The 22,723-nt window shown below is 63.8% G+C and carries 22 protein-coding genes and 1 pseudogene; 12 read left to right on the top strand and 11 right to left on the bottom strand.

The features are described from left to right. Positions 1-78 precede the first annotated feature (78 nt). Positions 79-2,430: a cytochrome P450/oxidoreductase gene (locus tag V8Z78_RS07490; protein WP_349731181.1), complete on the top strand. Its 2,352-nt coding sequence runs from the start codon at positions 79-81 to the stop codon at positions 2,428-2,430. Positions 2,431-2,511: 81 nt separating this feature from the next. After that, positions 2,512-3,840, top strand: a complete 1,329-nt coding sequence (locus tag V8Z78_RS07495; RefSeq protein ID WP_349731182.1) for a hypothetical protein — start codon at positions 2,512-2,514, stop codon at positions 3,838-3,840. 28 nt (positions 3,841-3,868) lie between these two features. Here the strand turns inward: V8Z78_RS07495 and V8Z78_RS07500 are convergent, their stop codons facing one another. Beyond that, positions 3,869-4,699 (bottom strand): urease accessory protein UreD, encoded by an 831-nt coding sequence (locus V8Z78_RS07500; protein ID WP_057093900.1) that lies wholly within the window; start codon positions 4,697-4,699, stop codon positions 3,869-3,871. Positions 4,700-4,865: 166 nt separating this feature from the next. Between V8Z78_RS07500 and V8Z78_RS07505 the strand changes: the two genes are divergently transcribed. Together V8Z78_RS07505 and V8Z78_RS07510 are read left to right on the top strand one after the other, a co-directional pair. Continuing rightward, positions 4,866-5,933, top strand: a complete 1,068-nt coding sequence (locus V8Z78_RS07505) for a tripartite tricarboxylate transporter substrate binding protein (RefSeq protein WP_349731183.1) — start codon at positions 4,866-4,868, stop codon at positions 5,931-5,933. A 27-nt stretch (positions 5,934-5,960) separates the two neighbouring features. After that, the gene (locus V8Z78_RS07510; protein ID WP_349731184.1) at positions 5,961-6,950 is read left to right on the top strand and encodes a TauD/TfdA dioxygenase family protein; all 990 of its coding nucleotides are present in this window, start codon (positions 5,961-5,963) and stop codon (positions 6,948-6,950) included. Positions 6,951-7,028: 78 nt separating this feature from the next. Here the strand turns inward: V8Z78_RS07510 and urtE are convergent, their stop codons facing one another. The 9 genes from urtE to V8Z78_RS07555 all read right to left on the bottom strand — a co-directional run bounded on the left by urtE (position 7,029) and on the right by V8Z78_RS07555 (position 16,678). Continuing rightward, a complete protein-coding gene (gene urtE / locus V8Z78_RS07515; protein WP_034377378.1) occupies positions 7,029-7,721 on the bottom strand; it encodes an urea ABC transporter ATP-binding subunit UrtE in 693 nt (230 codons plus the stop codon). Between the two features lie 197 nt (positions 7,722-7,918). Beyond that, positions 7,919-8,794: an urea ABC transporter ATP-binding protein UrtD gene (gene urtD, locus V8Z78_RS07520; protein ID WP_167003604.1), complete on the bottom strand. Its 876-nt coding sequence runs from the start codon at positions 8,792-8,794 to the stop codon at positions 7,919-7,921. Continuing rightward, positions 8,791-9,999, bottom strand: a complete 1,209-nt coding sequence (urtC, locus tag V8Z78_RS07525; protein ID WP_349731185.1) for an urea ABC transporter permease subunit UrtC — start codon at positions 9,997-9,999, stop codon at positions 8,791-8,793. The genes urtD and urtC overlap by 4 nt, the downstream gene beginning before the upstream one ends. Positions 10,000-10,164: 165 nt before the next feature. After that, entirely contained in the window at positions 10,165-11,778 is a 1,614-nt protein-coding gene (urtB, locus tag V8Z78_RS07530; protein ID WP_349731186.1) for an urea ABC transporter permease subunit UrtB, read from the bottom strand. 106 nt (positions 11,779-11,884) lie between these two features. Next, on the bottom strand, positions 11,885-13,153 hold the full coding sequence (gene urtA / locus V8Z78_RS07535) for an urea ABC transporter substrate-binding protein (RefSeq protein WP_003060644.1): 1,269 nt from the start codon (positions 13,151-13,153) through the stop codon (positions 11,885-11,887). A gap of 256 nt (positions 13,154-13,409) precedes the next feature. Beyond that, entirely contained in the window at positions 13,410-13,640 is a 231-nt protein-coding gene (locus V8Z78_RS07540) for a hypothetical protein (RefSeq protein ID WP_034362831.1), read from the bottom strand. Next, on the bottom strand, positions 13,640-14,371 hold the full coding sequence (locus V8Z78_RS07545; protein ID WP_034362890.1) for a DUF4198 domain-containing protein: 732 nt from the start codon (positions 14,369-14,371) through the stop codon (positions 13,640-13,642). The genes V8Z78_RS07540 and V8Z78_RS07545 overlap by 1 nt, the downstream gene beginning before the upstream one ends. A 14-nt stretch (positions 14,372-14,385) precedes the next feature. Then, on the bottom strand, positions 14,386-16,455 hold the full coding sequence (locus V8Z78_RS07550; RefSeq protein WP_349731187.1) for a TonB-dependent receptor: 2,070 nt from the start codon (positions 16,453-16,455) through the stop codon (positions 14,386-14,388). Beyond that, positions 16,448-16,678, bottom strand: a complete 231-nt coding sequence (locus tag V8Z78_RS07555) for a hypothetical protein (RefSeq protein ID WP_012840162.1) — start codon at positions 16,676-16,678, stop codon at positions 16,448-16,450. The genes V8Z78_RS07550 and V8Z78_RS07555 overlap by 8 nt, the downstream gene beginning before the upstream one ends. Before the next feature lie 65 nt (positions 16,679-16,743). Between V8Z78_RS07555 and V8Z78_RS07560 the strand changes: the two genes are divergently transcribed. From V8Z78_RS07560 to ureC, 5 genes are all read left to right on the top strand, one after another. After that, positions 16,744-17,046 carry an urease subunit gamma gene (locus V8Z78_RS07560; RefSeq protein ID WP_003068240.1) on the top strand — a complete coding sequence of 101 codons (303 nt, stop codon included), beginning with the start codon at positions 16,744-16,746 and terminating at the stop codon, positions 17,044-17,046. A 64-nt stretch (positions 17,047-17,110) separates the two neighbouring features. Further along, positions 17,111-17,728 carry a HupE/UreJ family protein gene (locus tag V8Z78_RS07565; protein WP_349731188.1) on the top strand — a complete coding sequence of 206 codons (618 nt, stop codon included), beginning with the start codon at positions 17,111-17,113 and terminating at the stop codon, positions 17,726-17,728. Positions 17,729-17,782: 54 nt separating this feature from the next. Further along, a complete protein-coding gene (locus tag V8Z78_RS07570; RefSeq protein ID WP_003068236.1) occupies positions 17,783-18,106 on the top strand; it encodes an urease subunit beta in 324 nt (107 codons plus the stop codon). A gap of 6 nt (positions 18,107-18,112) precedes the next feature. Next, on the top strand, positions 18,113-18,784 hold the full coding sequence (locus V8Z78_RS07575; RefSeq protein WP_003068233.1) for a LysE family transporter: 672 nt from the start codon (positions 18,113-18,115) through the stop codon (positions 18,782-18,784). Positions 18,785-18,807: 23 nt separating this feature from the next. After that, positions 18,808-20,550, top strand: a complete 1,743-nt coding sequence (ureC, locus tag V8Z78_RS07580; protein ID WP_349731189.1) for an urease subunit alpha — start codon at positions 18,808-18,810, stop codon at positions 20,548-20,550. On the opposite strand, the gene V8Z78_RS07585 is transcribed toward ureC, so the two are convergent. Continuing rightward, positions 20,535-21,041 (bottom strand): gamma-glutamylcyclotransferase family protein, encoded by a 507-nt coding sequence (locus tag V8Z78_RS07585; RefSeq protein ID WP_349731190.1) that lies wholly within the window; start codon positions 21,039-21,041, stop codon positions 20,535-20,537. The genes ureC and V8Z78_RS07585 overlap by 16 nt on opposite strands. Positions 21,042-21,150: 109 nt before the next feature. Between V8Z78_RS07585 and ureE the strand changes: the two are divergent. From ureE to V8Z78_RS07600, 3 genes and pseudogenes are all read left to right on the top strand, one after another. Beyond that, a pseudogene (gene ureE / locus V8Z78_RS07590) lies at positions 21,151-21,669 on the top strand (urease accessory protein UreE); the annotation flags it as partial. After that, positions 21,656-22,372: an urease accessory protein UreF gene (locus V8Z78_RS07595; protein ID WP_003068225.1), complete on the top strand. Its 717-nt coding sequence runs from the start codon at positions 21,656-21,658 to the stop codon at positions 22,370-22,372. The pseudogene ureE and the gene V8Z78_RS07595, both read left to right, overlap by 14 nt. A 13-nt stretch (positions 22,373-22,385) precedes the next feature. After that, positions 22,386-22,718, top strand: coding sequence for an antibiotic biosynthesis monooxygenase family protein (locus V8Z78_RS07600; protein ID WP_003068222.1), 333 nt, complete (start codon positions 22,386-22,388; stop codon positions 22,716-22,718). Positions 22,719-22,723 lie beyond the last annotated feature (5 nt).

The raw sequence follows: 22,723 nt of genomic DNA on the forward strand, positions 1-22,723 counted from the left end.
GGCTGGCGGCAGGCCGCCTCTGCGCTCTCGTCCGATGGCTTATGCCATCTCCTGCCTCTTTGCGTTTGCGAGCGAGCCATGACCGTTTCCACCCCCAGCCGTTGCCCCATCGATCACAGCCAGTTCGGCAAGCCCACCGGCCAGAGCGGCCCTACGGGCTGCCCCATCAGCCACGGGGCCGCCGGCTTCGATCCCTTTGCCGACGGCTACCAGCAGGACCCGCCCGAGTATGTGCGCTGGGCACGCGAACAGGAGCCCGTGTTCTACAGCCCGCAGCTGGGCTACTGGGTGGTCACGCGCTTCGACGACATCAAGGCCATCTTCCGCGACAACCTGACCTTCAGTCCCTCGATCGCGTTGGAGAAGATCACGCCCACAGGCGATGAAGCCAATGCCGTGCTCGCCAGCTACGGCTTTGCGCTGAACCGCACTCTGGTCAACGAGGACGAGCCCGCCCACATGCCGCGCCGACGCGCGCTGATGCAGCCCTTCACGCCCGAAGAGCTCAAGCACCACGAGCCCATGGTGCGCCGGCTGGCCCGCGAATATGTGGACCGTTTCATCGACGACGGCCACGCCGATCTCGTCGACCAGATGTTGTGGGAAGTGCCGCTGACGGTGGCCATGCATTTCCTGGGCGTGCCTGCAGACGATATGGACACGCTGCGCCAGTACAGCATTGCCCACACCGTCAACACCTGGGGACGCCCCCGGGCCGAGGAGCAGGTGGCCGTGGCCCATGCCGTGGGCAATTTCTGGCAGCACGCGGGCCGGATTCTCGACAAGATGCGCGCCGACCCCGATGCCGAAGGCTGGATGCAATACGGCATTCGCAAGCAGAAGGAACTGCCCGATGTCGTCACCGACTCCTATCTGCACTCCATGATGATGGCCGGCCTGGTCGCCGCCCACGAGACCACGGCCAACGCCACGGCCAATGCCGTCAAGCTGCTGCTGCAGCACCCCAAGGTCTGGCAGGAGATCTGCGCCGATCCCTCGCTGATCCCCAATGCCGTGGAGGAATGCCTGCGCCACAACGGCTCGGTAGCCGCCTGGCGGCGCCTGGCCACCAAGGATGTGGTGGTCGGCGGCCAGGCCATTCCGGCCGGCAGCAAGCTGCTCATCGTCACCTCTTCGGCCAACCACGACGAGCAGCATTTTGTCGATGCCGACCTGTTCGACATCCACCGCGACAATGCCAGCGATCACCTGACCTTCGGCTACGGCTCCCACCAGTGCATGGGCAAGAATCTGGCGCGCATGGAAATGCAGATCTTCCTTGAAGAGTTCACGCGCCGCCTGCCCCATATGCAGCTGGCAGAGCAACGCTTCACCTATGTGCCCAACACCTCGTTCCGCGGCCCCGAACATCTGTGGGTTCAATGGGATGTAAGCCGCAACCCCGAGCGCGCCAACCCCGCCGTGCTGGCCGAACAACAGCCGGTGCGCATCGGCGAATCCTCGCAGGGCGGCGTCAGCCGCAGCATGCTGGTGGACAGCACCGAGCTGATTGCGCAGGACGTGCTGCGCGTGCGCCTCAAGGCGCCCGACGGACGCGAGCTGCCACGCTGGACCCCGGGCTCGCATATCGACCTGCACTGCGGCGACACCGGCATCTCGCGCCAGTACTCGCTATGCGGTGATCCGCAGCAAGCCGATACCTACGAGATCGCCGTGCTGCGCGAAGAGCACAGCCGTGGCGGTTCGGCCTGGATACATGGGGCACTGCAGGCCGGCATGAAGGTGCAGATGCGCGGCCCGCGCAACCACTTCAGGCTCGACGAAGGCGCGCAGCAGCTGATTCTCGTCGCCGGCGGCATCGGTATCACGCCGGTTGCGGCCATGGCGGCTCGCGCCCAGGCTTTGGGCATCCCCTATGAAATCCACTACAGCTGCAGCCAGCGCGAGCGCATGGCGCTCCTGGATGCATTGCAGGCAATGCATGGCGAGCGTCTGCAGATCTATGTGGGCGCGGAAGGCCGGCGTGCCGATTACGCGGCACTGCTGGCCGAGGTCAGGCCCGGCGCACAGATCTATGCCTGCGGTCCGCAGCGCATGCTCGACGGGCTGGCCCAGGCCAGTCGCCACTGGCCCGAGGACAGTCTGCGCGTGGAGCATTTCTCCAGCACCCTGGGAGCGCTGGACCCGGACAAGGAGCACGGCTTTGAAGTCGAGCTGCGCGAATCCGGCATCACGCTGCAGGTGCGCAACGATGAAACCCTGCTCGATGCGCTGCGCAGTGCCAATATCGATATCGAGTGCGACTGCCGCGAAGGCCTGTGCGGCTCCTGCGAGGTGCCGGTGCTCGAAGGCGATATCGATCATCGCGACATGGTGCTGACCCGTGCCGAGCGCACGGCCTGCACCAAGATGATGAGCTGCTGCTCGCGCGCCAGGACGCAGGAGTCCAGAATCGTTCTGGCGCTGTAGCGTCCCCCGCGGGCAGCCCCGAGCGGTAGCCCCGGGCGGGTAGCCCCAGGCGAGCTGCTGCAGCCAGGCCATGCATGGCTTGTGCCTAGAATCACTGCCCATATGGGCCTGTTGCAAATACTGCTGATTCTTGTGTGGGCGCCGACTGCAGCGCTCATCGCCTTCATGGCCACCACCTGGCTGAGCCATGGCGCGCAAGCCATCTGGAGCGCCATGACTGGCACTCGCGCTGACGAGCGTTCGACCTGGCCGCTGGTGCTGGGCGGCGTCGCGGCCCTGGCGGGCATGGTGGGGGCAGTCATCACTTTTCCGAATCAGGCCGTCATGCGCCATGCGTTCGACAAGCTGCTGGGCTATGGCTCGACACGCGTAGAGATCACACTGCGCCAGGACGATGCCGCCACACGCCAGGCCCTGCTGGAGACGCTGCGCCCCTTCATGGAAATGGGCGGACGCGAGATCCGCTACCGCGTCTCCACGCGCCACGGCAGCTATACCGAGACCGACGAAGTGCCCAGCTACTACCGCTTTGCGGACGGGCGCCTGGAGATCGCCACAGGCGGTGTGGTCGGCAACGACAGACTGTCCGTGATGCAGCCCGGCTTCAAGGCACTGGCGCAATTTTCCACGGCCGACTCCATCGACGCCAGCGTGGCGGCCACCGTAAACCTGGACAAGGCACGGATAACCGTGGCGATGCTGCCGCGCACGGCCATGCTGGTCCACCGCGACGCCGCCAAGGACTGGTCAAGCGTGCTGCGTCCCGCCGCCCCTGCCCGTTGCCACCTGGAGGTGCAGGCGCTGTTCTCCACGGATGCCTTCAGGCTGCTCATGTTCGCGGGCCGGGCCTCGGGCGAGGTCGAGATCCACACCGGCCCCGATACCGCCCTGCGCGACACGCAGTACCAACTGGTCGGCATGGGACTGGTGCCGGGCAGCAATGGACGCAGCGTCAAGGAACTGGAAACCGATGCCACCCGCATCTATGGCGTGCTGAGGCTGTTGCCGCCGGGCCTGAATCCCGATGTCATGGACTGCGATACCGCCCTGGGACGCATGAGCGACCCGGCCCTGGTGGCAGCCGCCATGCTGTCCACATTTCCCGGCCTGGAAGGACGCGTGAATGACATAGAGATCACGCCTTCAGCCTCCTTCTCGCCCTGGCACAACCGGGGCTGGACGGCCGTGCCGCCCGGCACACGCTCGCAAGGCGGAACGCGAGCCGAAGCAGGTACGCACGCCTGCACCCTGGAGCAGAACCGCCACACGCGCACCCTGATATCCATGGTCGAGGAGCACTGCACGGAACGCGAGCCGCAAAACGCCGGTGCCGCCTGCCCCCAACTGCGCGAACGCCTGAACTGGACCGAGGCCGAGCTGGCCCGATGCAGAAAACAGTTGGTGCGCTGAAACGGCGCCGAGGCCCGCGCAACAGCGATCACATGGACCAGATTCTCGGCGTGCCGCCCTGCAGGCCCCAGAGTTCTTTTCTCCAAAAACTCCACACGGTTTTCCACAACATCATCACAGGCTCCACCACAGGTGATGCACAGCGCAGAACCAGCATGTTTTCATTGGGAGCGGTGACACCGCTCAACACCGCCGGAGCGGCCTTGGCAAGCAGCTCCTGCGTGCCTTCCAGCAAGGCTTCGCGCTGATGGCGCGCCATGGCTGAGCCGCTGGCAAAGATCAGACTGCCCAGGCAGCGATGCCCGGCCAGCCCCAGATCGCCGTTGAGCAGCAGTTCGTCCTGTGCATCAATCACGCCGCGCTCCAGAAAACGGCCCGGCCATTCGATGTGCTGCTCGAACCTGCCGCAGGTATAGGGTTGGTCCGCCAGCGGCAGGCCCAGCGCCGTCACATCCCAGGTCAGCAGTTGCGCGTCTTCGGCGAGGTCGAACTCCAGCTGGTTGACAGCATCGCAGGCGTTGTAGGCAATCGCCTCCAGCGGCAGCCACTCCAGCCTCGCACCGGGGTCCAGACGCAACCGGGTGCGTTGCATGGCCTGCTGCCCGTTGCTTTTGTAAAAGCGCGTGGCACCGGGCGTGGTGACCAGCGCATGCGCACCTTCTGCGACATGGACATCAATGTCCAGCACATCGCCGCCCACCAGCCCGCCCGGTGGGTGCACCAGCACGTTGTGGCAGATGGCAGGACCTTCGGGATACAGACTTTTGAGGATGCGCAGCGGACCATCGTGCGTGAAATGCACCGAGGTCTTGCCGGCCTGCAGGGAATAGTTCAGCGCCAGTTGCGCATGCCAGGTCATTGTCTTTCTCGCCTCTTCAAGCAGGCCTGCCGCTCAGGCCCGGGTAGCTCAGCTCTTTTGCTTACTAACTCATGAAAATTCATTCGTTGTTGTATCGCAGCAGCGCTTCTACAGTCTCTCGCACGCCAGCTTGTCAAGCATATGGCGATTGATTTCAGGAGCATTCATGTCGGTCGCTACCGTAACGCATTCCCGCCTGCATCGCACTCTGCCCCCGTGGCTGACATCGATGGCAGTGCTGTGCTGCACGCTGGCAACTGGCCCTGCTGCCGCGCAAGCCGGCGGCGCAGCGGCACAGGCCTGGAAGCCCAGCAAGTCCACGGAATTCATTGTCCCCAGCGGAGCCGGCGCGGCGCTGGATCAGGCGGCCCGCAAGCTCACCGAGCTGCTGGCACGCGATGGCCATGCACCGCAGTTCGTGGTCAGCAACAAGTCCGGCGCGCATGCGATCGCCGCGCTGGAAAGCCTGCACCGCCACCCTGGCGACGCCCACACGCTGATGACGCTGAGCACCAGCTACGGCAACAGCCTGGCGCAGAATGCCCTGCCCGCGCACCTGCAGAAAGGCACGCCGCTGGTGACCTTGCTGCGCGAGTTCACCACCGTGGTCGTGCGTGCGGATTCGCCGCTGCGCAATGCCCAGGACCTGATCGCCCAGCTGCGCAAGGACCCCGAGAAATACTCCATCGGCATCGCCACCACGCTGGGCAATCACATCCATCTGGGCGTGGCCCAGCCCTTGCAGCAGGGCGGCGTGAATATCCAGAAGCTGCGCATCGTCCCCTACAAATCCTCCGCCGAATCCATGGTGGCGCTGGCAGGCGGCCATCTCGATGTGGTTTCGGCCACCACGCCGAACCTGCTGCCCTATCTGCAGTCGGGCCGCGTGCGCGTGCTGGCGATTGCCGCCGACAAGCGGCTTGAAGGCGTGTTCGCCCAGTCGCCCACTTGGAAGGAGCAGGGCATCGACTATGTCAGCGATTCGTTTCAGGGCGTGATGACGGCGCCCGGTGCCAGCACCGCGCAACAGGCGTATTGGGTGAATGCGCTGCGCAAGGTTTCCGAAACCCGGGAATGGAAGGAGTTTGTGGCGCTGAACCAGTGGGAGCCCATCTTCCTCGGCCCGCAGGACACGGCTCGCGCACTGCATGCCCAGGTCGAACGCAGTCATGCACTTCTCACCGAGCTGGGCCTGCTGCCGCCCAGCGCCTCCCGTATTGCCCAGGCGCGTTGAAGCCCCGCTCTCATCAGGAAAAACCCCATGAACATGCCCCTGCCCCACGCTCCGCTGCAGCATCTGGACGAACGCCTGAGCTCCGCAAGCAATATCACTCCGCATATCCGCATCACGCCGCAGTCGGCGCATATCGGCGCGCTGATCAGCGGCGTCAATCTGAAGCAGACCTTGAGTGCCGCCGAAGTGCACACCATCCGCTCGGCATTGCTGCGCTGGAAGGTGATCTTCTTTCGCGGCCAGCACCTCAGCCACGAGCAGCAGATCGCCTTTTCGCGCCAGTTTGGCGAGCTCACGCCCGGCCACCCCGTCTTCGGTCATGTCGAAGGCTTTCCCGAGCTGTATTCGATTGCCAAGCACCGCAAGGCCAACCGCCACAGCGGCCAGGCCGAACAGCGCCCCTGGACCGGCTGGCATGCCGACGTGACGGCCGCCCACAACCCGCCTGCCGCATCGATTCTGCGCGGTGTGACGATTCCGCCCTATGGCGGTGACACGCAATGGACCAATCTGGCCGCGGCCTACGAAGCGCTCTCCAAAACGATGCAGGCCTTCTTGCAGGGCCTGCGTGGCGAGCACCGCTTCAGCGCCCCGCAGGGAGCCACGGCATCGCAGGAATATCTGGATCTGGTGCGCGACAACACCCTGATCAGCGAACACCCGCTGGTCACGATCCATCCCGAGACCGGCGAGAAGGTGCTCTACATCAGCCCCGGCTTTCTCAAGTCCATCGTGGAACTCAATACCCGCGAATCGCGCGTGCTGCTGGAGCTGCTCTGGGAGCACGCCGTCAGCAGCGAGTTCACCGTGCGCTTCAAGTGGGAACCTGGTTCGCTGGCCTTCTGGGACAACCGCTCCACGGCCCATGTGGCACCACAGGATATCTTTGCGCTGGAGTTCGATCGCCAGCTCTACCGCACCACGCTGGTGGGCGAAGTCCCCCGGGGCGCGGACGGCCGCGCCAGCACTGCCATACAGGGCAATCCGGTGCTGGCCGCGCACGGCGCAGCGTATTGACGAAATGAGTTGTCCTCCGGGCATGGCCTGAGGCTTTGAGGTGCCGCTTGCGGCACCTTTTTTTTCTTCGCCCGATATTCAAATCGCCACCAGCGAGCGCACATTCTTCTGCTGCATCTCGCTGCCCGGGCCCGATGCGATCACCTCGCCGCGCTCCATCACCACATAGTGGTCAGCCAGCTCCTCGGCAAAGTCGTAGTACTGCTCGCACAGCAGGATGGCCATGTCGCCGCGATTGGCCAGCATGCGGATCACGCGGCCGATGTCCTTGATGATGCTGGGCTGTATGCCCTCGGTGGGCTCATCCAGGATCAGGATCTTGGGCTGCGGCGCCAGTGCGCGCGCAATGGCCAGCTGCTGCTGCTGCCCGCCCGAGAGATCGCCGCCACGGCGGTGCAGCATCTGCCCCAGCACGGGGAACAGCTCGTACAGCTCGCCCGGAATCCGGGTGCCTGCCGAACAATAGGACAGCCCCATGCGCAGATTGTCTTCCACCGACAGGCGCGAGAAGATCTCGCGCCCCTGGGGCACATAGCCGATGCCGCTGCGCGCGCGCTCATAGGGCGTCCTGCGCGCGATATCGCGGCCCTGCCATTCAATGCCGCCGCTTCTGATGGGAACCAGCCCCATCAGGCTTTTGAGCAAGGTGGTCTTGCCCACGCCGTTGCGGCCCAGCAGCACCGTGACCTTGCCGATCTCGGCCGTGAAATTCACGTCACGCAGGATGTGCGAGCCGCCGTAGTACTGATGCAGGTTCTGAACTTTAAGCATTTTCGACCTCTAACGCTTACACAGCTTGCGCAAGCAGCTATCTAATTTGACTATCTGCGGAGCGCATGACGTTTGAAACTGACGCTGTCCAATCAAAGAGACAGCGAGGAAGCGCCGCCGCGCACCGAAGCAGTCGCCCCCCTCCCTTAACGCGAAGCGCGTAGAGAGAGGGGGAAGGCGCGCAGCGTCTCAGGGGGTCACCGACCAAGGTACACCTCGATCACGCGCTCGTCGCCCTGGACCTCGGCCAGCGTTCCCTCGGCCAGTACAGAGCCATCGCAAAGCACCGTGACCTTCTCGCTGATGGTGTCGATAAAGCTCATGTCGTGCTCCACCACCATCAGCGAATGCTTGCCCTTGAGCGTCAGAAACAGCTCGGCCGTGCGCACCGTTTCCTCGTCTGTCATACCGGCCACAGGCTCGTCGAGCAGCAGCAGCTTGGGCTCCTGCACCAGCAGCATGCCGATCTCCAGCCACTGCTTCTGTCCGTGACTGAGCAGCCCGGCTTGGCGCGTTACGCTGCCCGCCAGATGAATGGTGTGCAACACCTCGGCAATGCGGTCCTTCTGCGCGCCGTTGAGCTTGAACAGCATGGAGGAGGCGATGCCCTTATGGGTCTTGAGCGCCAGCTCCAGGTTCTCGAACACGCTGAGCTGCTCGAACACCGTGGGCTTCTGGAACTTGCGGCCAATGCCCATGGCCGCGATCTCGGGCTCCTTGTAGCGCAGCAGATCGATGGTGGAGCCGAAGAACACCGTGCCGCTGTCGGGCCGGGTCTTGCCGGTGATGATGTCCATCATCGTGGTCTTGCCCGCGCCATTGGGGCCGATGATGCACCGCAGCTCGCCGGGCGCGATATCGAGACTCAGACCGTTGATGGCCTTGAAGCCGTCGAAGCTCACATGCACGTCTTCGAGATAGAGGATTCGGCCATGGGTCACATCCACTTCGCCTGCAATCACGGGGCGCGCCAGACTGGCGTTGCGACCGCCGGATTCGGTGCGCAGCGCGGCTTCGCGCTGCTGGTAGGAGGCCAGGCGCTGCTCGCCTTCCTGCATCAGATCGGGGGTCATGCGCGCACTCCTTCGATGGCATCGGCAGAAGCCGGCTCGGCAGCGGTTTTGGCAGCTGCGGCTGCAGTCTGGTTCAACGGCGCCGGGGCCTGTGCCTTGCGCTTCTCACGCCACTGGCGAAGCTGCTGCGGCAGCCGGATCAGTCCTCCCGGCATGAACAGCGTCACGACGATGAACAGCGCACCCAGCACGTACAGCCAGTATTCGGGTGCGGCCACGGTGAGCCAGCTCTTGCCGCCATTGACGGCAAACGCGCCGATGATGGGGCCGACCAGCGAGGCACGTCCGCCCACGGCCGTCCACACCGCCATTTCGATGGAGTTGCCCACGCTCATCTCGCTGGGGTTGATGATGCCCACCTGGGGCACATAGAGCGCGCCTGCCAGGCCGCACATCATGGCCGAGATGACCCAGATCGACAGCTTGTAGGGCAGCGGGTTATAGCCGCAGAACATGGTGCGCGATTCGGCATCACGCACGGCCTGCAGCACGCGCCCGTACTTGCTGCGCATCAGCCAGCGCGAGAACAGAAAGCAGCCCAGCAGCGCCAGACCCGACAGCGCGAACAGCAGCACATGCATGGCTTGCGAGTTGACGGAAAAACCCAGCAGGGTCTTGAAACCCGTGAAGCCGTTGTTGCCGCCAAAGCCGGTCTCGTTGCGGAAGAACAGCAGCATGGCGGCATAGGTCAGGGCCTGGGTGATGATAGAGAAATACACGCCCTTGATGCGCGAGCGAAAGGCGAAGTAGCCGAACAGCCCGCCGATCAGGCCCGGCACCAGAAACACCAGCAGCACGGTGGCGGCAAAGCTGCCCGACAACGCCCAGTGCCAGGGCAGCTCCTTCCAGTCCAGAAAGCCCATGAAGGCGGGCAAGGCATCGGGGCCTGCGGCCTCGCGCATCAGGTACATGCCCATCACATAGCCGCCCAGTGCGAAGAACAGACCGTGGCCCAGGCTCAGGATGCCGGTATAGCCCCAGATCAGGTCAATCGCCAGAGCGCAGATGGCATAGCACATGAACTTGCCCAGCAGGCCCAGCATGTAGTCGGACAAGTGCAGCGCACTGTCCTCTGGCACCCACAGATTGAGTGCGGGAGCCACGGCGCAGACCATGGTCAGGGCCAGCAGAAATGCCGTCCAGCCCTTGGCGGATAGCAGCGGCGCTGGCTTGGGCAGTTCGATGGATATGGATTGGGTTGTCATGTCAGTTTTCCCTCATGTCGAGCAAGGCACATGGCCTGCGCAACTGGCGCGGCCCAGGTACGAGACACCGAGCAAGGGCCGCCCCGCAGCGAGGGTGTCGTCCCCTGCCCGCAGCGCGCAGCAATGCGAGAGCGGGGGAAGGCGCGAAGCGACTCAGGGGGTGCTTCATGTTTCCGCACTGCGGCCCTTCAGGGCAAAGATGCCTTGTGGACGCTTTTGAATGAAGACCACGATGAACAGCAGCACGGCGATCTTGGCCAGCACGGCACCGGTCCAGCCTTCCAGCAGCTTGCTGAGCACGCCCAGGCCCAGAGCCGCATAGACGGTGCCCGCCAGCTGCCCCACACCGCCCAGCACCACCACCAGGAAACTGTCCACGATGTAGTTCTGCCCCAGATCCGGGCCCACATTGCCGATCTGGCTCAAGGCGCAGCCGGCAAGACCGGCGATACCGGAGCCCAGTGCAAACGCATAGGTGTCGGTGCGTGCCGTGTTGACGCCCACACAGGAAGCCATGGCGCGGTTCTGCGTCACGCCGCGCACGAACAGGCCCAGGCGCGTTCTGGCGATCATGAAGGCCACGCCCGCCAGCACGGCGAACGCAAATACGATGATGGCGATGCGGTTCCAGGGCAGTGTCAGATTGGGCAGCAGCGCGATCCCGCCGCTCATCCAGGCCGGGTTTTCCACGCCCACGTTCTGCGCTCCGAAAAGGCTGCGCACGGTTTGCTGCAGCACCAGGCTGATGCCAAAGGTGGCCAGCAGCGTCTCCAGCGGGCGGCCGTAGAGAAAGCGGATCACGCCACGCTCCAGCACCGCACCGACCAGCGCCGAGGCCAGAAAGGCCACGGGAATCGCCACCACCAGATACCCGCCAAACCAGGCCTCGGGCAGCCAGCGCTGGAACAGAAGCTGCACCAGATAGGTCGCATAGGCGCCGATCATGATCAGCTCGCCATGCGCCATATTGATGACGCCCATCAGGCCGTAGGTGATAGCCAGACCCAGCGCCGCAAGCAACAGCACGGAACCCAGGCTGATGCCGCTGAAGATCGCCCCCAGCCTGTCGCCCCAGGCCAGGCCTTCGGCAATGCCGGCCAGCGCGGCCTTGATGGCTTTTTGCACGCCGGGGTCGGACTCTTCGGACAGGCGCTGGTTCAACAGCAACTGCGTCTCCGGGGTCTGCTGATGCGACAGCTGCTGCACCGCCTTCAGGCGCTGCCCTGCGTCGTCGCTGCCCAGCAGGCTGCCCGCCAGGCTGCGCTCCAGCAAGGCCTTGACCTGGCCGTCCTTTTCGGTGGCCAGCGCTTTTTCTATCAGCGGCAGGCGCTCGGCATCCGGCTCGGAGGCCAGTTGCTCGGCGGCCTTGCGGCGCGCCTGCACATCACTGCTGCCCAGCGCCAGCGCGGCCTGTGCCGTGTCGATGACGGAGCGCAGATAGTTGTTGCTGACGACCTCCTCGGCATCGGGCGGGAGCTTGACGTCTGCGCCGGTCGCCGCATCGCTGACCGCATCGCCGCTGACCACATAGGCCCGGCCCTGGGACACGCGCACTTCATCGTCGGACAGCGCCTTGAGATAGGCAGCGAGGCGACCGCCGTCGCTCTGCGCATCGGGTGCCAGTACGGCCTGATTGATGGCCTGCACGCGCTGCTCGGAGTCGTCTGCCGCAGCCATGGCATAGGCCTGCTCGGTCGTCAGTGCGTGACTGGCAAAGCTCAGCAAGGAGCCCAGCCCGGCGGCCCATACCAGCCGCCATGACTTGCGCAGTAGTTTCATAAAAAGTCTCGGATATTTAGCGCTGCATCCATTGCCAATAAAGCGCAAGCAGCTATCTTTTCAGGACTGGAGAACCCACCAGACCTCTCCAGTCCTAGGGAGCGAATCAGGAGCTCTTGCCGTTGGGCTCGTCCTTCTTCTTGTCGTTGCCTTCGATATACGGGCTCCAGGGCTGGGCCTTGATCGGACCCTTGGTCTTCCAGACCACGCTGAACTGACCGTCTGCCTTGATCTCGCCAACCATCACGGGCTTGTGCAAATGGTGGTTCTTCTCGTCCATCTTCAGGGTGAAGCCGCTGGGTGCGGTAAAGGTCTGGCCGGCCATGGCGGCGATCACCTTGTCGGTATCCGTGCTCTTGGCTTTCTCCACGGCCTGCTTCCACATGTGGATGCCGACCCAGGTGGCTTCCATCGGGTCGTTGGTCAGCGGCTTGTCCTTGTGGCCGGCGATGTTCTTGGCCTTGGCGTAATCGCCCCATTGCTTGATGAAGGCCGTGTTGGTCGGGTTCTTCACGCTCATGAAGTAGTTCCATGCCGCCAGGTGACCGACCAGAGGCTTGGTGTCCACACCGCGCAGCTCTTCCTCACCCACGCTGAAGGCCACGACCGGTACATCCTTGGCCTTGAGGCCGGCATTGCCCAGCTCCTTGTAGAAGGGCACGTTGGAATCGCCGTTGATGGTGGAGATCACGGCGGTCTTGCCACCGGTGGAGAACTTCTTCACATCGGCCACGATGGTCTGGTAGTCGCTGTGGCCGAAGGGAGTGTAGGTTTCCATGATGTCGGAATCCTTCACGCCCTTGGACTTGAGGAAGGCACGCAGAATCTTGTTGGTGGTGCGCGGATACACATAGTCCGTGCCCAGCAGCACAAAGCGCTTGGCACCGCCGCCTTCCTTGCTCATCAGGTACTCGACAGCGGGAATCGCCTGCTGGTTGGGTGCGGCGCCGGTGTAGAAGACGTTCTTGGAGAGTTCCTCGCCCTCGTACTGCACGGGGTAGAACAGCAGGCCGTTGTTCTGCTCGAACACCGGCAGCACGGACTTGCGCGACACGCTGGTCCAGCAACCGAAGACCACGGCTACCTTGTCCTGGGTGATCAGCTGCTTGGCTTTTTCGGCAAACAGCGGCCAGTTGGAGGCGGGGTCCACCACAACGGGCTCGAGCTTTTTGCCCATCACGCCGCCCTTGGCATTGATGTCGTCGATGGCCATCAGCACCGTGTCCTTGAGCACGGTCTCGGAGATGGCCATGGTTCCCGAGAGGCTGTGCAACACACCCACCTTGATGGTGTCTGCAGCCAGCACCTGAGAAGTCAAGCCCAGGCCCAGAGCCATGGATGCAGCCAGTGTTGTGAGGGTTCCGCGACGATTCATTTCAGCACTCCCAGGAGGTTTTGTTCGGTCACATTGACCGCAAAAACTGAAGTGCAATTACCGTGCCAGCACCACCTGCCATGGCTTGCTCACTGCATACGGCGGCGCTGCTGTCGCTTTTTTGCCGAGCACAGGCCGAATGCAACTTTGTGCGATCAGCATCGGCCACATGCAGGCACCATTGCAGTGCCGCATGCACCAGATGCAGACCGCGCAAACCAGCCGGCACTATTGAAGTGCACGACAGCCTGTCGACTCAGACCGGCTGCAGGCATGCCGGCAAGGCCGCGCTGCGCAGCTTGCCAGTCCACGGATCGAGAGCAGTCTTGATCTCAGCCTGCAGCAACGCGGATCGAGTTGTTTGCTGGCCTTGCCGTCCTGCACCGCATAGACATGCAGCTTGCTGATCTGCACGCCAAATCCTCGCCTCGCGGATGCCTTGCAGAATCTGCTCTCCGGTGCGAAGGCCGACGGAGCGCAGCTTCATCAATGCACGGCAAAGCGCAGCAAATACTCGTAGCTGTTCTCGGTTGTCATGGGGTCGCCCTGCACAGGCTGACGCAGTATGGCCTGCAGCGTATTGCTGCCGACAGCAGGCGTCATGGTCGCCAGCCCCTGCGCGTCCGTCATCGTGGGAGAGCCCTTCTCACCCCAGGACAGCCTCACGCCAGACTGCGGCTTGCCATGCAGCAACACCTGCAGCCTGAGCGGCTGACCGGCATGAGGAGACTGCCCCTGAAGCGGAACCACCTCGAACATCTGCCCCAGCGGCCTTTGCATGACGGCGCCCCAGCGCACCACGGTCTTGTGGAACTTGCGCGCATGCACGCCGCGCACCGCACCGGGGTTCTGGTCCATGGGCAAAGGCAGCATGGCGCCCTCGGCACCCGTACTGCTGAAATAGCCGTTATCGAGTTCCACAGCGATCAGCGCAGCACTGGCATCGGGCTTGATGCGGATGCCACCCTGCACATTCTGTATGGCGCTGGGCACTTCACGTCCGCGCAGGTCATAGGCATGCACACGCTGCAGCTTGGCCGGATCGAAGGCTTCTGTCCTGCCTTCATGACCGCCAAACTGCAAGACATAGCCGCCCTGCGCATCAGGCTCCAGCCAGACGTTATGGGCAGAGACCGGATTGGCGCATAGCAGCCAGGCTGCGGCCGTGGTGCACAGAATGCGCGCGATGATGTTTTTACGTGTGCTGCAAACAGACATGGAAGCTCCGGAAATCATAAGGAAAATTGCAGGCCCAGCTGCACGCTGCGCGGCGCGCCGGGGGCGACCAGACGCTGGCCGGCAATCATGGTGGTGGTACTGGCATAGCGGGTGTTGGCGGCGTTGCGCAGCCACAGGCTCAGGCTGGCATTACGCGCCAGGCTTGCGGGCAATCGGTATTGCAGACCCAGGTCCAGCCAGCGAAAGCTGCCGGCCCATTCGGTATTGCTGGCGTTGATGGGCGCACGCCCCACATGGCGCAGCAATCCATGCACGGTGACATCGCTGCGCGGCATCCAGCGCGCATGCACGGTGCTCGTGTACTCGGGCACGGCCACCACGCGCCGGCCCAGCAGTGCGGCATCCGCGTTCTGCGTGACTTCGGAGCGATTGTGGCCATAAGTCCATTCCACATGCCAGTTGCGGCTGGGCAGCCAGTGCAGCTGCAGCTCGGCGCCCTTGCGCACGGTCGCGCCCAGGTTTTCATACTCACCAGGTGCCGTGCTGCGTATTTCATGGCTGGAGCTGATGCGGTAGAGCGAGGCATCGATCAGCCAATGGCCTGATGGTTTCCACTCCACGCCCAGCTCGCTCTGGCGAAAGACATTGGCGTGCAGATCGCTGTTGCGCAGCGCGTATTTGGCAAAGTCGCTGGGCAGCGCAAAGCCTTGCGACCAACTGGCACGCACGGCTGTGCGGGCATTGAGCTGCGCCAGTGCTCCCAGCTTGGGGCTGGCATGGCTGCGGCCCTGCATGCGATTGCATTCATCGCCACCGGCCTCCCCTCCCAGCAGACGGCAGCGGCCGTCAAAACGGTCCCTGCGCAAGGCCGCCGTGGTCTGCAACCAGACCGTTGGCTGCCAGCCAGCCTGGCCGTAGATCGCCGTGTTGTCGAGCCGCGTATTGCGATCATTCAATGCAGGGCCGGTACGCCGGCGATCCAGCAATCCATCCCAGTAGCCATAGTCGGTGGACTCGCGCACCTGCTCCAGGCCCAGCATCCAGTTCAACTCGCGCGCCGCCAGAAGCGACTTGCCGCTGAGATTCAGGCCCACTCCCAGCACGCTGCGGTCATAGCGCTCCTCGCGCTGCATCCAGGTGGTGCTGCGCGGGCGGGTGAACCAGCGCACAAAATCCTGCTGCGTGCCGTAGACAAAGCCCAGCAGACGGGTATCGGCATCCAGTGCGTACTGCGCATCCAGGCGCAGCGTGCCAAAGTGCTTGTTGGCACCATCACCCACCACGCGGCTGTCCTTGCCCTGTGGGTCCTGCCGCCACTGCGCTTCGGTCAGATAACCGGGCGAGTCGCCACGCGCCTCATGCCAGCGGCCGGACAGCGAGATATCGAGTTTTTCATGCACATGGTGCTTCCAGGTGCCGCTGATGGTGCTGCGCTCATGACGCGAGGCAGGCCGCGCCCCGTCACCGCGCGAATGCTGAGTCGCCAGATTGAGCTGGTCACCCCCCTCCAGCTCGCGCCCGAGAGCGGCCTGTGTATCGAACATGCCGTGCGAACCGGCACTGACATCGAACTCCGCATAGCTGCCGCTGCGTCTGGTGCGCAGCTCCAGCAATCCGGCGCGGTTGTAATTGCCCTGCAGCACCGACACGGGACCGCGATAGACATTGAGCTGATCCAGCTCCAGCGGCACCACCACATTGAGATCGAAATAGCCATCCGCATGCGACATGGCTTCGTTGAGCGGGATGCCATCCAGTGTGGCCGCCACATCGCCGCCATGGCCGCCGCCGCCGAAGCCGCGCAGCACCAGCCCGTTAGCCACACCGCTGAGCTGGTAGTGATTGACATGCATGCCGGGTACCTGGCTCCACAGCGATTCCACTTCCTGTCTGGGCTGCTCGCGAATCTCGTCGCGCCTGAACTCGGTGACGGAAAACGCGCGTTGTGACTCATCCAGCGCCTGTCCCTTGACCATGGCACTCACCCTCACCTCGGGCAATACCTTGTCGCCTTCCTCGGCTGTTTGCGCTTGTACGGCTGAAGCCATCCACAGCGTACCGCCCAAGGCCAGCACTCCGAGTCTTGCCGTGGTACCCAGGCCCTGAGCGAATCCCCTATTCAATGGTCTTTTGTACATGCACCAGAACAGCAAAGTTCGTGCCATGCAATGCACCGCTACGGATCGACAATGCACCACAAAGCACCATCGCTGCCTCACCGATACGCCGTGGTGCACAACTGCGTGCCGACAGCACCAACAAGGTGCAAAACACCTGCGGCGGCTTGCCTGCAGGCTGGCAATAAAGACTGGCCTTTGGCATGGCACTTGCTACATAAAAGGGCATGAAACTGACTCCTCGCGTTCATTCAGCCCTGCCGGATGCGCGTGCCGACTGAGGGATTGAAGAAGATGGAACTGACACCACGCGAAAAAGACAAGCTGTTGATCTTCACTGCGGCCCTGCTGGCCGAGCGGCGCATGGCTCGTGGCCTCAAGCTCAACTACCCCGAGGCCGTGGCGCTGATCAGTGCCTTTGTGATGGAAGGTGCACGCGATGGCAGGACCGTGGCCCAGCTCATGAGCGAAGGCCGCAGCGTGCTGACCCGCGCCGATGTGATGGAGGGCATCCCCGAAATGATTCCCGACATCCAGATCGAAGCCACCTTCCCCGATGGCACCAAGCTGGTCACCGTGCATGAGCCCATCGCCTGAAGCAGCCTCCAGAGGCTTCAAGCCTTTCAGCCATCAAACCCTTATCCATCAAGCGCAGATAGCTATGAAATTCAATAAGCTCCTTGCCACCACAGCCGCCGCGGCGACTGCACTGCCCCTGTCCGCCCTCGCACATATGGGCACCGATGCAGGCGGCCATCACCACTTTCTCGACAGCCTGGGTCATGCCTTTGCCCACCCGTTTACCGGTGCTGACCATCTGGCCGCCATGCTGGCCGTGGGTGCCTGGAGTGCGCTGACCATGCCCGGCCTGCGCACGGCCTGGCGTGCACCTGCGGCCTTTGTGGCCCTTCTGGTGGCGGGGGCCGTGGCCGGCTTTGCCGGCCTGTGGGTGCCGGGCGTGGAGCCCATGATTGCCGCATCGGTGCTGGTGCTGGGCCTGCTGGTGCTGGTTCAGCAAAAAATGCCTTGGGCCGCCGCCGCCTCCCTGGCTGCAGTGTTTGCCTTCTTCCACGGCGCTGCGCACGGCTTTGAGCTGGCCGGAGACAGCGGCCTGGCAGCCGTCGGCGCGCTGGTGGGCATTGCACTGGGCTCGGCCACACTGCATATCGCCGGCATGGTGCTCGGTCATGCCCTCATGCAGCGCCACCAATGGGCTGCCCGGTTCGGCGGTGCAGCCACTGCCGCGCTCGGCGCTTTCATGCTGACAAAACTGGCCTGATATGAAACACCCTGGCACAACGCAGCACAAGGCCTTTGCGCAAGGAGGTGAAAGATGATCCCCGGCGAACTGATTCTTGACGAAGGCAGCCATGCACTCAACCCCGGCCGCCGCACGCTCACGCTGGTGGTGAAAAATGCCAGCGACCGGCCGATTCAGGTCGGCTCGCACTACCACTTCGCCGAAACCAATGCGGGTCTGGATTTCGACCGCGCCGCCGCCCACGGCATGCGACTGAATATTGCCAGCGGCATGGCCGTGCGCTTCGAGCCGGGCCAGCAGCGCACGGTGGAGCTGGTCGAAATCGGCGGCGATCGCCAGATCTATGGTTTTCGCGGTCTGGTCCAGGGCCCACTGCCCGCAGATTCCAGGGACTGACCTGCCATGCTGATGCTGTTTGCTTCTGCTTTTGTGCTGGGCCTGGTGTTCAACGCAGCGCCCGGAGCGGTGTTTGCAGAGACCGTGCGCCAAGGTGTGCGCGGCGGCTATCGTCCGGCGCTGGCCGTGCAGCTGGGTTCGCTGGTGGGTGATGCAAGCTGGGCCTTGCTGGGCCTGGCCGGCATTGGTCTGGTCATGCAGGTCGACGCCTTGCGCTGGCCGATTGGTCTGGCGGGCGCCGCCTACCTGTTCTGGCTGTCCTGGGACAGCTGGCAGGCCGCGCGTACCGAACACCGGCTCGATGCCCCTGCCACCGCCGCCGCCACGCAGAAACAGGCCCTGCGCCGCGGCATGGCCCTGTCGCTGACCAACCCGCAGAACCTGGCCTACTGGGCCGCCATGGGCAGCGCCCTGGGGGCGGTGGGTGTGGCCCACCCCGGCGCCAGCGATTACGGGCTGTTCTTCGCGGGATTCATGACTTCGTCCCTGCTCTGGTGCTTTGTCTGCGCAGCCTTGGTGGATCGACTTTTCCGCCGCGCTGCTGCGCACTGGAGCCGTTTTACCTACCGCTGCTGCGCCGCACTGCTGCTGGCCCTGGCACTGGGCACATTGCGCGACCTGCTCGGCACAAACCCCGCAGCCCTGCCACCGGCGGCCCAGCAGCAGTCCCTGCGCTGAACACCTGAATCGGAGATTCCTCAATGGCCACCATGGACCGACGAGCCTACGCAGAAACCTTTGGCCCCACCGTGGGCGACCGCCTGCGCCTGGCCGATACCGAACTCATCGTCGAGGTCGAAAAAGACTACACCCTGGCCGCTGGCGGCTATGGTGAGGAAGTGAAGTTCGGCGGCGGAAAAACCATCCGCGACGGCATGGCGCAAAGCCAGCGCACACGCGACGGGACGGGAACCGGCCCTGACGGAGGTGGCACGGTCGATACCGTGCTGACCAACGCACTGATCCTGGACCACTGGGGCATCGTCAAGGCCGACATCGGCCTCAAGAACGGCCGCATCGTGGCCATAGGCAAGGCCGGCAACCCCGACACCCAGCCGGGCGTGAGCATCATCATCGGCCCGGGCACTGAGATCATCTCCTGCGAAGGCAATATCGTCACCGCAGGCGGCATCGACACCCATATCCATTTCATTGCCCCGCAGCAGATCGAGGAAGCGCTGACCAGCGGCGTGACCACCATGATCGGCGGAGGCACCGGCCCGGCCACCGGCACCTTCGCCACCACCTGCACGCCAGGCCCCTGGCATATGGAACGCATGCTGCAGGCCGCCGACGCCTTCCCCATGAATCTGGGCTTTCTGGGCAAGGGCAATACCAGCCTGCCCGGCGGCCTGCACGAGCAGATCAGTGCCGGTGCCATCGGCCTCAAGCTGCACGAGGACTGGGGCAGCACCCCGGCAGCGATCAGCAACTGTCTCGATGTGGCCGAGGACACCGACACCCAGGTCGCCATCCATACCGACACGCTCAACGAGTCCGGCTTTGTGGAGGACACCGTGGCCGCCTTCAAGGGGCGCACCATTCACACCTTCCACACCGAAGGCGCGGGTGGCGGCCATGCGCCCGACATCCTCAAGGTGGTGGGCGAGGCCAATGTGCTGCCCAGCTCCACCAACCCCACGCGCCCCTACACCATCAACACGCTGGACGAGCATGTGGACATGCTCATGGTCTGCCACCACCTGGACGCCGGCATTGCCGAAGACCTGGCCTTTGCAGAAAGCCGCATCCGCAAGGAAACGATTGCGGCCGAGGACATCCTGCACGACATCGGCGCGATCAGCATGTTCAGCTCCGACAGCCAGGCCATGGGTCGCGTGGGCGAAGTCATTCTGCGCACCTGGCAGACGGCGCACAAGATGAAGCTGCAGCGCGGCGCCCTGAGCGGCGACGGCGCGCGCAACGACAACTTCCGCGTCAAGCGCTATATCGCCAAATACACCATCAATCCCGCGATTGCCCATGGCATCAGCCACGAGGTGGGCAGCATCGAGGTGGGCAAGTGGGCCGATATCGTGATCTGGAAGCCCGCCTTCTTTGGCGTCAAGCCGTTTTGCATACTCAAGGGCGGCAGCATCGCCATGGCGGCCATGGGCGATCCAAACGCCTCCATTCCCACGCCTCAGCCCGTGCATTACCGCCCCATGTTTGCAAGCTTTGGCGGGGCGCTTGCCAGGACCTCGCTGACCTTTGTCTCCCAGGCAGGGCTTGCCGCCGGCATCGGCCAGCGCTTCGGGCTGCAAAAGACCTTGTCGGCGGTGAAGGGCATACGCAATGTGAAGAAGCAGCACATGATCCACAACGATCTGGCGCCACATATGGAGGTGGATGCCCAGACCTATGCCGTGCGCGCCAATGGCGATCTGCTGACCTGCGAGCCTGCGGTCAGCCTACCCATGGCACAGCGCTATTTTCTGTTCTGAGCGGTGTTGAGCTGAAACTCCGAATCCGGATGCTGCATGCCCTTGCCCTCAAACCAGGCCAGCCAGTCACTGACGGCAAGCTCCGGCGCAGCGCTCACGGTGGCGGGCAAGGCTTCGTAGACCAGCACGGTGATGGACTGCTGACCGCCCTGGGTCAGCATCACGGGCAGGGTCAGAATGCGTTTGGCGTATTCGCCCAGGTCTTCGGGCCACAGGCCTTCGATGCGGTCCATGGCCCGCTCCAGCGCTGCGTCCATGGGGTAGACCTCGGCCAGCACGGCCTGCGAGCCTTGCAGCCTCAGGCCCGGGTACCAGCCAAGGTCATGCAAAGTGCCGGTCAGCTGGGTCCTGCCGACACAGGCAACGCCTGGCTGGAGCCTTGCAATATCGTTGATGCCACCGGCACGCAAAGTGCCATACACCGCCACATAGGCTACGCCGCAGCCCTGCCAGTCGGCAGGCGCATCATGCAAAGAGGTCGGGGCTGCCATTTCTGTCGAAGTTTCCAAAAGAGTTGTCCATCAAAATCACTGATATGCGCAGGGCATGCAACATGCGCGCCAATCTGGTTCGGGCCTTTTATTTCATTGTGAATTCACCATGCTCACTGCCAACAAACTGCTGCTCCAGGGCCAGGGCCTTTCCACCGTCATCCTCAAACGCGCCGCGTCCGTGGAACTGGACTGGGACGTGCGTCAGAAGAGCCGCTTTGCTGCCACCGACAGCCAGGGTCGCGAGCTGGCCGTCTTCTTGCCACGCGGCCAGGCCGTACGCGGCGGCGATGTACTGGTGGCCGAAGACGGCAGCCTGATCCGCGTGCTGGCCGCACCGCAAAAAGTGCTGCAGATCACGGCCTGCGCCGAGCATGGCACGCCGTTTGACCTGATGCGCGCGGCCTACCACCTGGGCAACCGCCATGTGCCGATAGAGCTGCAGCCCGACCATCTGAAGATCGAACCCGACCACGTTCTGGCCGATATGCTGCGCAGCATGCATATGACGGTGGTCGAAGCCGACCTGCCTTTCGAGCCCGAAGGAGGCGCCTATGGCGGCCATGTGACCAATGATGGCCACAGCCACCATCATCACGGCCATGAACACTCGCATGACCACGCCCACTGAGCCATTGCTGGCTCTGGGCGCGCAGAGCTTTCTGCAGCTGATGTGGCTGGCCTCGCCGGCCCTGCCCATCGGCGGTTTTTCCTACTCGGAAGGGCTTGAAGCGGCCATCAATGCGACGCTGGTCACAACGGAAGCAGAGGCCGCCGGCTGGCTGGTGCAGCAGCTGCATCTGACCCAGTCTCGCGGGGACATGGCCGTGATTGCGCAGGCCATGCCGGCCTGGAAAAGCGAGGATCTGGCGCGCATTGCCCGTCTCAACCAGTGGGTAAGAGTCACGCGCGAAACCAGCGAGCTGCGCCTGCAAACCGAGCAGATGGGCCGCTCGCTGACCGAGTGGCTGAAAAACCGCTACGCCGACGAAGCAGTCCCGCTGGCCGGCGTCCACTGGCTGGCCGCGCAGGATGCCAGCTACCCCATCGCCTTCTCATTGGCGGCCCAATGCACCGGAGCCACGCCGCGCGATGCGCTGCTGGCCTATGCCTTTGGCTGGGCCGAGAACATGGTTCAGGCCGCCATCAAGACCGTGCCCCTGGGCCAGAGCGCCGGCCAGCGCATCCTGGCGCGACTGACTTCCGAGATTCCCGCCGCCGTCGAATACGCGCTGGCATTGCCGGACAACGCAAGACAGGCTTTTTCGCCCATGCTGGCCATTCTCTCGGCCCAGCATGAACACCAGTATTCTCGACTTTTCCGTAGCTGAACCTCCATCTGCCATGTCTGCTCTGTTTGCCGCCACACCCCAGCCACCGTACTACGCCGCCATCTTCACCTCCCTGCGCACCCAGACGGACCAGGGCTATGGCGAGATGGCCGACCGCATGGTGGAGCTGGCCGGCCAGCAGGCAGGCTATCTGGGCGCTGAAAGCACCCGCGATGCCGAAGGCTTCGGCATCACCGTGTCTTACTGGGAAAGCGAGGAAGCCATCCGTCAATGGAAGCACAACGCCGAACACCAGATCGCCCAGGAAAAAGGTCACACCACCTGGTACCAGCATTTCGAGCTGCGCATTGCCAAGGTGGAGCGTGCCTACGGCAAGGCCCGCTGATCGCA

The sequence above is a fragment of the Comamonas sp. wu1-DMT genome (genome assembly GCF_040187805.1).
Taxonomy (GTDB): Bacteria; Pseudomonadota; Gammaproteobacteria; order Burkholderiales; family Burkholderiaceae_C; genus Comamonas; species Comamonas thiooxydans.